The following is a 13022-nucleotide window of genomic DNA, read 5'->3' on the forward strand; positions in this document are numbered from 1 at the left end:
GCCGGCCCCTGTGCCGCCGCCGCCGGCTCCGGTGGCAGCGACCCCTGTGCCCGCACCCGCGCCGGTGATCGAGACCCCGGCCTCGGCGCCCGCCGACGTGCCGCCGGTCGCTGCCGCGTCGGCGCCTGACGTGGTGGCCAGTGCGCCGGTCGTGGCCGTCGCGCCGCCGAAGCCTGCGCCGGCCCCGATGCCCGCTCCGGCGCCCGAGCCGAGCTTCCTGTCGTCGCTGCTCGACGACAACCTGCCGGCCCTGCTCGGCGGCATCGCCGTGCTGCTGCTCGGCGGTTTCGCGGCGTGGCGCTTCAGCAAGCGCGCCAAGCGCGACAGCGGTGAAACCTCGTTCCTCGAGAGTCGCCTTCAACCGGATTCTTTCTTCGGGGCCAGCGGCGGTCAGCGCATCGACACGCGTGACGCCGGCGGGGCATCGTCGTCGATGAGCTACTCGCTGAGCCAGCTCGATGCCATCGGCGACGTTGATCCAGTGGCCGAGGCCGATGTCTACCTGGCCTATGGCCGCGACCTGCAGGCCGAGGAAATCCTCAAGGAAGYCATGCGCGCGAGCCCCGAGCGCCTGGCGATCCGCACCAAGCTGCTCGAGGTCTACGCCAAGCGCCGCGACACCAAGGGCTTCGAGCTGCTGGCCACCCAGCTGTTCGGCCTGACCGGCGGCCAGGGCGAGGACTGGGCCAAGGCGCAGGAGATCGGCCAGCAGATCGATCCGGAGAACCCGATGTACCGCCCGGGCGGTGGACCGGCCACCGGCGGTGGCGAAGCGCGTCCGTCGGCCGAGCTGCTGGGTGCGAGCACGATGCCGCAATCGGTGCTGCCGTCGCCGTCCGAGTTCGGCACCAGCGGTTCGCACGGCAGCGGTTTCGACAGCACCGGCGCCGGCATGGACCTCGACCTCGACCTGGCCCTGCCGAGCGGCTCGGCGGTGTCGGCACCGCACCTGCCGGAAGAGACCCAGCCGCTGCCGACCGGCGAGGTCGGCCACTCGCTGGACGACATGAGCTTCGACCTGCCGCTGGATCCGCCGCCCCCGCCGCCTCGCGCCGCGCCGGCCCCGGCCCGCAGCGCACCGGCCAGCGCGCCGATGGACTTCGACCTGTCCAGCATCTCGCTGGACCTGGGCGATTCGACGATCCCGGCGCCGGCCGCCCCGCGCTCCGCCGCGGCAGCACCGGCCTCGAGCAACGAGTTCGGTGACATCGACCTGGGCGACGCCCCGGACGACGGCTCCGACCCGATCGCGCGCAAGCTCGAACTGGCTGAAGAGTTCCGCCAGATCGGTGACATGGAAGGCGCCCGCGACCTGCTGCAGGAAGTGATCGCCAAGGCGAGCGGCGCGACCAAGACGCGCGCCCAGGCCATGCTCTCCGACCTCGGGTGAACGAAGGAACGTGACCCAAGAGAAGCTGGCCCTCGGTATCAGCTACCAGGGCCAGGCCTACCGCGGCTGGCAGAGCCAGCCGGGCGGGCAGACGATCCAGGACCATCTCGAACGGGCGTTGTCGCAATTCGCGGCCACGCCCGTTCGCACGATGTGTGCCGGCCGCACCGATGCCGGCGTGCATGCGCTGAACCAGGTCGTGCACCTGCACGCACCGGTGGCGCGCGAAACCGAATCGTGGATGCGCGGCACCAACCGCTTCCTGCCGCTCGACATCGCGGTGCAGTGGTGCCGGCCCGTGCCCGACGACTTCCATGCCCGCAACAGCGCACAGGGCCGCCGCTACGCCTACCTGCTGCTCGAGTCGCGCGTGCGGGCGGCGATCGAGTCCGGCGCGGCCGGGTGGGTGTTCCGCCCGCTCGATGGCGATGCGATGCGCGAGGCGGCCGCCGTGCTGATCGGCGAACACGACTTCAGCGCGTTCCGCGCCGCCGAATGCCAATCGCCGACGCCGGTGAAGACGCTGCGCGAGATCCGCATCCGGCGCTTCGGCGCGTACTGGCGCTTCGATTTCGACGGCAATGCCTTCCTGCACCACATGGTGCGCAACATCATGGGCTGCCTGGTGGCGATCGGCGCCGGGCAGCGCGCGCCGGGCTGGATGGGCGAGGTGCTGGCCTCGCGCAGCCGCAGCGTGGCGGCGCCGACCTTTGCCCCCGACGGGCTGTACTTCGTCGGGCCGTACTACGATGCGCGCTTCGACATCCCCCTGCACACGCCGCCGATGGACTGGCTCCCCGGTGGCGCGAGCATCGAAGCATGAGCGTGCGCACCCGAATCAAGATCTGCGGCCTGACACGCGAGGCCGACGTCGACGCGGCCGTCGCGGCCGGCGCCGATGCGATCGGCTTCGTGCTGTACGAGCGCAGCCCGCGGCATGTGAGCGTCGAGCGCGCGGCCGAGCTGGCGCAGCGCCTGCCGCCGTTCGTCACGCCAGTGGTGCTGTGTGTCAATGCCGCGCCGTCGCTGATCGAGCGCGCGAGCGCCGCGATCCCGAACCTGCTGCTGCAATTCCACGGCGACGAGACGCCGGCCGACTGCGCCGCCGCCGGCCGCCCGTTCCTGCGGGCCGCACGCATGGCGGGGGATTTCGATTTGCTAGACTTCGCCGCTCAGTACCCGCACGCCCAGGGGCTGCTGCTCGACGCTCATGTCGACGGGTATGGTGGAGGCGGAAAGGTCTTCGATTGGTCACTCATTCCTCGAAACGTGCGCTCTCCAGTCGTTTTGTCTGGTGGGTTGCATGCCGGAAATGTGATCGAAGGAATTCTTCGGGTGCGGCCCTGGGCCGTTGACGTGAGTTCCGGCGTTGAAAGTGCCAAGGGCATCAAGGATGCCTGGGCCATCCGCCGTTTTTGCGATGCCGTGCGCGAAGCTGACGCACGCATCGCGAGCACCCCCACCTGAAGCGAGTCAATCCATGTCGAAATACCAGCAGCCCGATGCCAGCGGGCATTTCGGGCCTTATGGCGGCACCTTCGTCGCCGAGACCCTGATCCACGCGCTCGACGAACTGAAAGCGGCCTATGCCGCGGCGCAGCGCGACCCGGCCTTCCAGGCCGAATACGAGAGCGAACTGAAGCATTTCGTGGGCCGGCCGAGCCCGGTCTACCACGCCGCGCGCATGAGCCGCGAACTGGGCGGCGCGCAGATCTACCTGAAGCGCGAGGACCTCAACCACACCGGCGCGCACAAGATCAACAACACGATCGGCCAGGCGCTGCTCGCGCGCCGCATGGGCAAGCCGCGCGTGATCGCCGAGACCGGTGCCGGCCAGCACGGCGTGGCCACCGCCACGATCTGCGCGCGCTACGGCATGGAGTGCGTCGTCTACATGGGCAGCGAGGACGTGAAGCGCCAGTCGCCCAACGTCTACCGCATGAAGCTGCTCGGCGCGACCGTCGTGCCGGTGGAGAGCGGCTCCAAGACGCTGAAGGACGCGCTGAACGAGGCGCTGCGCGACTGGGTCACCAACGTCGAGAACACCTTCTACATCATCGGCACGGTGGCTGGCCCGCACCCGTACCCGGCGATGGTGCGCGACTTCCAGCGCGTGATCGGCGACGAGTGCCTGGTGCAGATGCCCGAGCTCGCCGGTCGCCAGCCCGATGCGGTGATCGCCAGCGTGGGCGGCGGCAGCAACGCGATGGGGATCTTCTATCCGTACATCGAGCATGCCGGCACGCGGCTGATCGGCGTCGAGGCGGCAGGGCAGGGGCTGGACACCGGCAAGCATGCCGCGAGCCTCAGCGCCGGTTCGCCCGGCGTGCTGCACGGCAACCGCACCTACCTGCTGCAGGACGAGAACGGCCAGATCATCGAGACGCACTCGATCTCCGCCGGGCTCGACTACCCGGGCGTCGGCCCGGAGCATGCCTACCTGAAGGACACCGGCCGCGCCGAGTACGTCGGCATCACCGACGACGAGGCGCTGAAGGCCTTCCACTACCTGTGCCGCACCGAGGGCATCATCCCGGCGCTGGAGTCGTCGCATGCGGTCGCGCACGCGATGAAGCTCGCGCCGACGATGCGCCCCGACCAGCACCTGCTCGTCAACCTGTCCGGCCGCGGCGACAAGGACATCGGCACCGTCGCCGACCTGTCGGGCGAGAAGGTGCATGCCCAGCCCTCGGAAGCGGGCCAGACCGTGAAGGGGGCGCAATGAGCCGCATCGCCACCCGCTTCAATGCGCTGAAGAAGGAAGGCCGCAAGGCGCTGATCCCGTACATCACGGCCGGCGACCCGTACCCGGATGCCACCGTCGAGCTGATGCTCGCGATGGCCGAGGCCGGTGCCGACGTGATCGAGCTCGGCGTGCCGTTCTCCGATCCGATGGCCGACGGCCCGGTGATCCAGAAGGCGGCCGAGCGGGCGCTCGCGAAGAAGATCGGCATGGTGCAGGTGCTCGACTACGTGCGCGGCTTCCGGGCCCGCAACACGACGACGCCGCTGGTGCTGATGGGGTACGCCAACCCGATCGAGCGCTATGACCAGCTGCATGGGGCCGGTGCCGATGAGAGCGCGTTCGTGCGCGACGCCGCCGCGGCCGGCGTCGACGGCGTCCTGGTCGTCGACTACCCGCCCGAGGAATGCGAGGCCTTCGCCGCCCGGCTGAAGGCGAAGCAGCTCGACCCGATCTTCCTGCTCGCGCCCACCTCCACCGAACAGCGCATGAAGGATGTGGGCCGCATCGCGAGCGGCTACGTCTACTACGTGTCGCTGAAGGGCGTGACCGGCGCCGGCCACCTCGACACCGACGCGGTGGCCCGGATGGTGCCGCGGATCCAGGCCCATGTGCAGGTGCCGGTGGGTGTAGGCTTCGGCATCCGCGACGCACAGACGGCCATCGCGGTCGCCAGGGTGTCGGATGCGGTCGTCATCGGATCCCGCATCGTGCAATTGCTTGAAACCCAGACGCGCGACAATGTCGTCCCCGCGGCCGCGGCGTTCATCGCCGAGATCCGCGCCGCCCTCGATACCCTGAAAGGAGCTCCCGCATGAGTTGGCTCGAGAAACTGCTTCCGCCGAAGATGCAGCAGACGGACCCGAGCGAGCGCCGCACGGTGCCCGAAGGCCTGTGGATCAAGTGCCCGTCGTGCGACACCGTGCTCTACAAGAGCGACCTCGAGCAGAACATCAACGTCTGCCCGAAGTGCAGCCACCACCACCGCATCCGCGCCCGCGCGCGGCTCGATGCCTTCCTCGACGGCGAAGGCCGCTACGAGATCGGCCAGGAGGTGCTGCCGGTCGACGCGCTGAAGTTCAAGGACAGCAAGCGCTACCCGGAGCGGCTGAAGGAATCGCTCGAGAGCACCGGCGAGACCGATGCGCTGGTGGTGATGGGCGGTGCGGTGCTCAGCATCCCGCTGGTGGCCGCCTGCTTCGAGTTCGACTTCATGGGCGGCTCGATGGGCTCGGTGGTCGGCGAGCGCTTCGTGCGCGGCGTCGAGGCCGCGGTCGAGCAGAAGGTGCCGTTCGTCAGCTTCGCGGCCACCGGTGGCGCGCGCATGCAGGAAGGGCTGCTGAGCCTGATGCAGATGGCCAAGACCAATGCGGCGCTGACGCTGCTGGCCAAGGCGAAGCTGCCCTACATCAGCGTGCTGACCGACCCGACGATGGGCGGCGTCTCGGCGAGCTTCGCGTTCGTCGGCGACATCGTGTTCGCCGAGCCGAAGGCGCTGATCGGCTTCGCCGGCCCGCGCGTGATCGAGAACACCGTGCGCGAGAAGCTGCCCGAGGGTTTCCAGCGCGCCGAGTTCCTCGTCAAGACCGGCGCGATCGACGGCATCATCGACCGGCGCGAACTGCGCACGACGATCGCCCGCTCGCTCGCGATGCTGCAACGGCAAAGCGCCGACGCCGTGGCCTGAGCCGGCCCGGCTCCCTGCGCAAGGCGGCCTCGGCCGCCTTTCCTTCTTCTGAGACCGTCATGCCCACACCGACCACCCTCGCCGAATGGCTCGCCCACTGCGAGCAGCTGCACCCCAAGGACATCGACATGGGGCTGGAGCGCAGCCTGCTGCTGAAGCAGCGCCTGGGCATCGCCTTCCAGGTGCCGGTGATCACGGTGGCGGGCACCAACGGCAAGGGCTCKACCTGCGCGATGCTCGAATCCATCGGGCTGCAGGCCGGCTACCGCGTCGGGCTCTACATCAAGCCGCATTTCGTGCACTTCGAGGAGCGCTGCCGCGTGAACGGCCGCAGCGTCGACGCGGCCGAGCTGATCCCGCACTTCGAGGCGGTCGAGGAGGCGCGCGCCGGCATGCCGCTGACCTACTTCGAGTTCACGACGATGGCGATCCTGCGGCTGCTCGCGAGCGCGCCGCTCGACATGGTGATCCTCGAGGTCGGGCTCGGCGGCCGGCTCGACACCATCAATGCGATCGATGCCGATTGCGCGGTGATCACCAGCATCGACATCGACCACACCGCCTACCTCGGCACCGATCGCGAATCGATCGGCCGCGAGAAGGCCGGCATCATGCGTGCCGGCAAGCCGGTGGTGGTGGGCGACCCGATGGTGCCGGCCAGCATCGTCGCGCATGCGGCCGAGGTGGGCGCCGAGCTGCGGCTGCTCGGCCGCGATTTCAACTACGCCGGCGACAAGCAGCAGTGGGGCTGGGGCGGGCGCGACAAGCGCTTCAGCGGGCTCGCCTACCCGGCGCTGCGCGGCGCCAACCAGCTGCTGAACGCATCGGCCGCGCTGGCCGCCTTCGAGGCCTTGCGCGATCGGCTGCCGATCACCGCACAGGCGGTGCGCAACGGCTTCGCATCGGTCGAGCTGACCGGCCGCTTCCAGATCGTGCCGGGCCAGCCGACGCTGGTGCTGGACGTCGCGCACAACCCGCACGCGGTCGGCGCGCTGGCCGAGAACCTCGACCAGATGGGCTTCTTCCCGCGCACCCACGTGGTGTTCGGCGCGATGGCCGACAAGGACCTCGAAGCGATCCTGCGCCGCATGGCGCCGCTGGTCGATGCGTGGCATTTCACCGACCTGCCGATCGCGCGCGCGGCCGGCGCCGCCGAGCTGCAGCAGCTGCACGAACGCCTGGCGCTGAAAGGCCCGGGCCCGGTCGCTACATTCCGTCACGCGAGCCCGGACGACGCACTGCGTGCGGCCATCGAGGCGGCGGACCCCGCTGATAGAATCGTGGTCTTCGGCTCGTTCTTCACCGTGGGCGGCGTGCTGAAGGACGGCGTCCCCCGTCTTTCTGCCAAGCACTTGAGCTGATCGCTCTCTTGCTCACCTGGAATCAGCTCTTCATGGGTCTGCTGTCCTTCCTGAAGCGCACGCCGGGCAACACGCCCAACAGCGCAACGCCCGCCAAATCCAAGGCGAAGGCGCCCCCGGTGGCCGAATCCCCCGACTCCGTCGCACAGGCCCGCACGCGCGCGCGCCAGCGGCTCATCGGCGCCGCCGTGCTGGTGATCGCCGGCGTGATCGGCTTCCCGCTGTTGTTCGAGACCCAGCCGCGTCCGTTGCCGGTGGACACGCCGGTCGAGCTGCGGCGCGACACCCCGGCCGCGCCCGCCACGACGCCGGCCCCGGCCGCCACCAACGCACGGGCGGCCGATGCGAAACCGGCACCGCTGCCGCCGAGCGTGATCACCGAGAACGTGGCCGATGCAGGCCGCGAGCCGTCGGCCTCGGCGCCGGCCGCTGCGGTCCCGCCACCGGCCGTGGCGGCGGTCACGCCGAAGCCGGCGCCCGTGCCGGCCCCCGCACCGGTCGAACGCAAGCCTGCCGAAAAACCCGCTGAAAAGCCGGCCGACAAGCCTGCCGACAAGCCCGCTGCCAAGCCCAACGACAGCGCCCGCGCGCAGGCCCTGCTCGACGGCAAGCCCGCCACGCCCGAGGCGGCCGGCCGCTTCGTCGTGCAGGTCGGTGCGTTCGCCGAGGTCAACGCCGCCCGCGAGGCCCGCCACAAGGTCGAGAAGCTCGGCCTGAAGACCTACACGCAGGTCGTCGAGACCTCGGCGGGCAACCGCATCCGCGTGCGGGTCGGCCCGTTCGCATCGCGCGACGAGGCCGACAAGGCTGCCGCGAAGATCAAGACCRCCGGCCTGCCGTCGGCCATCCTGACGCTGTGACGGCGCACGATGGGCTGGGTCGATGGGGTCTTTCTCGGCATCCTGGGTCTCTCCGTCCTGGTGGGGCTCGTGCGCGGCCTGGTGTTCGAGCTGCTGTCGCTGGTCGGCTGGTTTGCGGCCTGGTTCGCCGCGCAGTGGCTGACGCCGATGGTCGCGCCGCACATCCCGGTCGGCCGCATCGGCTCCGGCATCAACCATGCGGCGGCATTCGCGCTCACCTTCGTCGCGGCGCTGATCGTCTGGGGCATCCTGGCGCGGCTGCTGCGCTTCCTGATCCACGTGACGCCGCTGAGCCTCATCGACCGCCTGCTGGGTGGCTTCTTCGGCCTGCTGCGCGGCGTGGTCGTGCTGCTGGCCATCGGGCTGGTGGTCGGCATGACGCCGATGGTGACTTCACCGGCCTGGACAAGCTCGGTGGGCGCGCCGTGGCTCAATGCCACCCTGGCGGCCTTGAAGCCCGTGCTTCCGCCTCAACTCTCTTCCCACCTGCCCGCATGACGCGGGCCGGTTGAACAAGCAAGGACTCTCCCATGTGCGGCATCGTTGGCGTGATCTCGAAAACGCCGGTCAACCAGCTGATCTACGACGCGCTGCTGCTGCTGCAGCACCGCGGCCAGGATGCCGCCGGCATCGTCACGATGCAGGGCACCAAGTGCTTCATGCACAAGGCGCGCGGCATGGTGCGCGACGTGTTCCGCACCCGCAACATGCGCGGCCTGCCCGGCACCGTGGGCCTGGGCCAGACGCGCTACCCGACGGCCGGCAACGCCTACAACGAGGAAGAGGCGCAGCCGTTCTACGTCAACGCACCGTTCGGCATCGTGCTGGTGCACAACGGCAACCTGACCAACGCGCATTCGCTGAAGCAGGAGCTGTTCGACATCGACCGCCGCCACATCAACACCGAGAGCGACACCGAGGTGCTGATCAACATCCTCGCGCACGAGCTCGAGATGGCCGCGCGCGACCTGCCGCTGACCACCGAGGAGATCTTCAAGGCGGTCGGCGCGGTGCACAAGCGCATCAAGGGCTCGTACGCGGTGGTCGCGCTGATCGCCGGCTACGGGCTGCTGGCCTTCCGCGACCCGTACGGGATCCGCCCGCTGTGCTTCGGCGAGGCGATGACGCCGGACGGCCCCGAGGTGATGGTGGCCAGCGAATCGGTGGCGCTCGAAGGCACCGGCCACAAGCTGGTGCGCGACGTGGCGCCGGGCGAGGCCGTCTTCATCGACCTGGACGGCAAGCTCCACACCCAGCAGTGCGCCGAGAACCCGACGCTGAACCCGTGCATGTTCGAGTTCGTGTACCTCGCACGGCCCGATTCGGTGATGGACGGCGTGTCGGTCTACCAGGCGCGGCTGAACATGGGCGAGACGCTCGCGCAGCGCCTGATCTCGACGATGCCGCCGAACGAGATCGACGTGGTGATCCCGATCCCCGAGTCGAGCCGGCCATCGGCGATGCAGCTGGCGCAGAAGATCGGCAAGCCGTACCGCGAAGGCTTCGTGAAGAACCGCTACGTCGGCCGCACCTTCATCATGCCGGGGCAGGGCGTGCGCAAGAAATCGGTGCGCCAGAAGCTGAACGCGATCGCGGTCGAGTTCAAGGGCCGCAATGTGCTGCTGGTGGACGATTCCATCGTGCGCGGCACCACCTCGAAGGAGATTGTGCAGATGGCACGCGAGGCCGGCGCGCGCAAGGTCTACATGGCCTCGGCCGCGCCGCCGGTGCGCTTCCCGAATGTCTACGGCATCGACATGCCGACCAGCGAAGAGCTGATCGCGCACAACCGCAGCATCGAGGAGATCCGCCAGTTCATCGGCGCCGATGCGCTGATCTACCAGGACGTGGCCGCGATGAAGAAGGTGGTGGGCGCGCTGAACCCGAGGCTGAACGGCTTCGAGGCCTCGTGCTTCGACGGCTATTACGTGACGGGCGACGTGTCGGCCGCCGATTTCGACGCGATCGCGACGCAGCGCAAGTCGCAGGGCGGCGACGAGGAAGAGGGCGCCGACCGCTCGCGCCTCGCACTGCAGAGCGCGTCGACGGAGCGCAGCTGATGGCCGATGCGCCGGCGAAGCGAGGCATTCCGCGCGTCGAGCTGCCGGCCGACGTGCGGCGCGACACGCTCGCGGTGCGCGAGGGCCTGCCGCCGAGCGCGTGGGGCGAGAACTCCGAGGCGCTGTTCCTGACCAGCAGCTTCGTGCAGCCCGATGCGGCGAGCGCCGCCGCGCGCTTCGCGAACGAGGAAGAGGCGTTCATCTATTCGCGCTTCAGCAACCCGACGGTGACCATGTTCGAGCGGCGCCTGGCGGCGCTCGAAGGCGCGCAGGCCTGCATCGGCACCGCCAGCGGCATGAGCGCGATCCTGCTGCTCGGCATGGCGCTGCTGAAGGCGGGCGACCACGTGATCTGCTCGCGCAGCGTGTTCGGCTCGACGATCATGCTGTTCGGCCGCGAGTTCGCGAAGTTCGGCGTCGAGACCACGTTCGTCTCGCAGACCGATCCCGATGAATGGCGGCGTGCGCTGAAGCCGAACACGAGGTTGCTGTTCGCCGAATCGCCGACCAACCCGCTGACCGAGGTGTGCGACATCCGCGCGCTGGCGCAGATCGCGCACGAAGCCGGCGCGCTGCTGGCGGTCGACAACTGCTTCTGCTCGCCGGCGCTGCAGCGGCCGATCGAGTACGGCGCCGACCTGGTCGTGCACTCGGGCACCAAGTACCTCGACGGGCAGGGCCGGGTGATCGCCGGCGCGGTGTGCGGGCCGGAGCAACTGATCAACGACAGGTTCGTGCCGGTGATGCGCAGCGCGGGGATGTCGCTGTCGCCGTTCAACGCCTGGGTCGTGCTGAAGGGGCTCGAGACGCTGTCGATCCGGATGCAGGCGCAGGGCGAGCGCGCGCTGCAGCTGGCCGGCTGGCTCGAGCAGCAGCCGCAGGTGGCGCGTGTGTTCTATCCCGGCCTGCGTTCGCACCCGCAGCATGAACTGGCGATGGCGCAGCAATCGGGCTCGGGCGGCGCGGTGGTGTCGTTCACCGTGAAGAGCGCCGATGCCACCAGCGCCCGCAAGAACGCCTTCCACGTGATCGACCGGACGCAGGTCTGCTCGATCACCGCCAACCTGGGCGACACCAAGACCACGATCACGCACCCGGCCAGCACCTCGCACGGCCGGCTGACCGAAGACCAGCGCCAGGCCGCCGGCATCACGCAGGGCCTGATCCGCGTGGCGGTGGGCCTGGACGATGTGCAAGACCTGAAGGCCGACCTGCTGCGTGGTTTGGTCGGCCTCGATTCCCTTTGATCCAGACACCATGACCCGACCGATCCGCACCCGCATCGCCCCGTCGCCCACCGGCTTCCTGCACCTGGGCACGGCCCGCACCGCGCTGTATTCGTGGGCCTTCGCGCGCCACTTCGGCGGCGAGTTCGTGCTGCGCATCGAAGACACCGACGTCGCCCGCTCGACGCAGGATTCGGTCGACCAGATCCTCGCGTCGATGCGCTGGCTGGGGCTCGACTGCGACGAGGGGCCGATCTACCAGATGCAGCGGCTGGAGCGCTACCGCGCGGTGGTCGACCAGATGCTCGCCGAGGGCAGCGMCTACCGCTGCTACACGACGCCCGCCGAGCTCGACGTGATGCGCGAGGCGCAACGTGCGCGCGGCGAGAAGACCCACTACGACGGCCGCTGGCGCCCGGCGCCCRGCAAGACGCTGCCGACGCCGCCCGCCGGCGTGGAGGCGGTGATCCGTTTCGCGAACCCGCACGACGGCATCGTCAGCTGGGACGACCTGGTCAAGGGCCCGATCAGCATCGCGAACAAGGAGATCGACGACCTGATCATCATGCGGGCCGACGGTGTGCCGACCTACAACTTCGCGGTGGTCGTCGACGACTGGGACATGGCCATCAGCCATGTGTTCCGCGGCGACGAGCATGTGAACAACACGCCGTGGCAGATCAACATCTTCAACGCGCTGAAGGCGCCGCTGCCGCTGTTCGGCCATGTGCCGGTGATCCTCGGCGATGACGGGCAGAAGCTGTCGAAGCGGCGTGGGGCGGTCAGCGTGACCGCGTACGAGGAGAACGGCTTCCTGCCCGAGGCGATGCTGAACTACCTGGCGCGCCTCGGCTGGAGCCACGGCGATGAAGAGCTGTTCACGCGCGAGCAGCTGGTGTCGTGGTTCGACGGCAGCCACCTGTCGAAGAGCCCGGCGCAGTGGGATGCGGCGAAGCTCGCGTGGGTCAACGCGCACTACCTGAAGACGATCGACGAGCGGCGCCTGGCCGCGCTGGTCGTGGCGCAGTTCGCGCGCCGCGGCATCAGCGTGTCGGAAGACGAAGCGGCGGCGCGCTGCGGCCTGTTCAAGGACCGCTGCTCGACGACGGTGGAGCTGGCCGACTGGCTGCAGATGTATTTCGCCGACGTGGCGCCGAGTGCCGAAGACCTCGCGACGCACGTGACCGATGCGGTGAAGCCGGCGCTCGCGACCTTGCGCGAGAAGCTCGCCGCGAGCGAGTGGAGCAAGCCCGCGATCGCGGCCGCGATCAAGGAGACGCTGGGTGCACACGGCCTCAAGATGCCGCAGCTCGCGCATGCCGTTCGCGTGCTGGTGTGCGGTCGTGCGCAGACGCCGTCGGTCGATGCGGTGCTCGAGCTCTTTGCGCGTGAAAAAGTTTTGAGCCGCTTGCAGAGGGCCTGAAAAATCTGCCTATAATCGTGGTCTTCGCTACTGAGAACAGCGCAGCGCCAGAAGGAAGGCTGAAAGGTCAACCCGATGGTCACCAGAATTCAAGGATTCTTGGGGGTATAGCTCAGCTGGGAGAGCGCTTGCATGGCATGCAAGAGGTCAGCGGTTCGATCCCGCTTACCTCCACCAAGACTCCAAAGTCTTGGGGCGCGTTGTTCAGAGTCGTGAAGAGTGAAAGTTTCAGTCCCCTTCGTCTAGAGGCCTAGGACACCACCCTTTCACGG

Annotated in this window: 12 protein-coding genes and 1 tRNA gene; all 13 read left to right on the top strand. The window is 69.1% G+C overall.

Going from position 1 to position 13022, the window contains the following annotated elements:
* Positions 1-1390, top strand: a 1390-nt coding sequence (locus tag AC1D1T_RS23220; protein WP_477992560.1) for a motility hub landmark protein FimV, incomplete at its 5' end; no start/stop codon positions are given.
* Positions 1391-1400: 10 nt separating this feature from the next.
* On the top strand, positions 1401-2213 hold the full coding sequence (truA, locus tag AC1D1T_RS23225) for a tRNA pseudouridine(38-40) synthase TruA (RefSeq protein WP_047511264.1): 813 nt from the start codon (positions 1401-1403) through the stop codon (positions 2211-2213).
* Positions 2210-2857: a phosphoribosylanthranilate isomerase gene (locus AC1D1T_RS23230; protein ID WP_477844545.1), complete on the top strand. Its 648-nt coding sequence runs from the start codon at positions 2210-2212 to the stop codon at positions 2855-2857. Before truA ends, AC1D1T_RS23230 begins: the two co-directional genes overlap by 4 nt.
* A 13-nt stretch (positions 2858-2870) precedes the next feature.
* On the top strand, positions 2871-4115 hold the full coding sequence (gene trpB, locus AC1D1T_RS23235; RefSeq protein ID WP_477992561.1) for a tryptophan synthase subunit beta: 1245 nt from the start codon (positions 2871-2873) through the stop codon (positions 4113-4115).
* Positions 4112-4951, top strand: coding sequence for a tryptophan synthase subunit alpha (trpA, locus tag AC1D1T_RS23240; RefSeq protein WP_477841102.1), 840 nt, complete (start codon positions 4112-4114; stop codon positions 4949-4951). The genes trpB and trpA overlap by 4 nt, the downstream gene beginning before the upstream one ends.
* Positions 4948-5820 (top strand): acetyl-CoA carboxylase, carboxyltransferase subunit beta, encoded by an 873-nt coding sequence (gene accD / locus AC1D1T_RS23245; protein ID WP_047511274.1) that lies wholly within the window; start codon positions 4948-4950, stop codon positions 5818-5820. Before trpA ends, accD begins: the two co-directional genes overlap by 4 nt.
* Positions 5821-5879: 59 nt before the next feature.
* Complete coding sequence (gene folC / locus AC1D1T_RS23250; protein ID WP_477827104.1) at positions 5880-7181, top strand: bifunctional tetrahydrofolate synthase/dihydrofolate synthase; 1302 nt, start codon at positions 5880-5882, stop codon at positions 7179-7181.
* Between the two features lie 32 nt (positions 7182-7213).
* Complete coding sequence (locus tag AC1D1T_RS23255; RefSeq protein WP_477992562.1) at positions 7214-8041, top strand: SPOR domain-containing protein; 828 nt, start codon at positions 7214-7216, stop codon at positions 8039-8041.
* 9 nt (positions 8042-8050) lie between these two features.
* Positions 8051-8539 (top strand): CvpA family protein, encoded by a 489-nt coding sequence (locus AC1D1T_RS23260; RefSeq protein ID WP_047511278.1) that lies wholly within the window; start codon positions 8051-8053, stop codon positions 8537-8539.
* Between the two features lie 32 nt (positions 8540-8571).
* Positions 8572-10101, top strand: a complete 1530-nt coding sequence (gene purF, locus AC1D1T_RS23265; RefSeq protein WP_477841104.1) for an amidophosphoribosyltransferase — start codon at positions 8572-8574, stop codon at positions 10099-10101.
* On the top strand, positions 10101-11348 hold the full coding sequence (locus tag AC1D1T_RS23270) for an O-succinylhomoserine sulfhydrylase (protein ID WP_477841106.1): 1248 nt from the start codon (positions 10101-10103) through the stop codon (positions 11346-11348). Before purF ends, AC1D1T_RS23270 begins: the two co-directional genes overlap by 1 nt.
* Before the next feature lie 10 nt (positions 11349-11358).
* Positions 11359-12750: a glutamate--tRNA ligase gene (gene gltX, locus AC1D1T_RS23275; protein ID WP_477992563.1), complete on the top strand. Its 1392-nt coding sequence runs from the start codon at positions 11359-11361 to the stop codon at positions 12748-12750.
* Between the two features lie 101 nt (positions 12751-12851).
* Positions 12852-12927, top strand: a tRNA-Ala gene (locus AC1D1T_RS23280).
* Positions 12928-13022: the final 95 nt, after the last annotated feature.

The sequence above is a fragment of the Rhizobacter sp. P2_H3 genome (assembly GCF_056403355.1).

Excerpts from the sequence above, each read along its gene's own strand:
- purF (WP_477841104.1), top strand. The coding sequence starts at position 8,572 with ATGTGCGGCATCGTTGGCGTGATCTCGAAAACGCCGGTCAACCAGCTG.
- AC1D1T_RS23260 (WP_047511278.1), top strand. The coding sequence starts at position 8,051 with ATGGGCTGGGTCGATGGGGTCTTTCTCGGCATCCTGGGTCTCTCCGTC.
- AC1D1T_RS23270 (WP_477841106.1), top strand. The coding sequence starts at position 10,101 with ATGGCCGATGCGCCGGCGAAGCGAGGCATTCCGCGCGTCGAGCTGCCG.
- trpB (WP_477992561.1), top strand. The coding sequence starts at position 2,871 with ATGTCGAAATACCAGCAGCCCGATGCCAGCGGGCATTTCGGGCCTTAT.
- accD (WP_047511274.1), top strand. The coding sequence starts at position 4,948 with ATGAGTTGGCTCGAGAAACTGCTTCCGCCGAAGATGCAGCAGACGGAC.
- AC1D1T_RS23230 (WP_477844545.1), top strand. The coding sequence starts at position 2,210 with ATGAGCGTGCGCACCCGAATCAAGATCTGCGGCCTGACACGCGAGGCC.
- trpA (WP_477841102.1), top strand. The coding sequence starts at position 4,112 with ATGAGCCGCATCGCCACCCGCTTCAATGCGCTGAAGAAGGAAGGCCGC.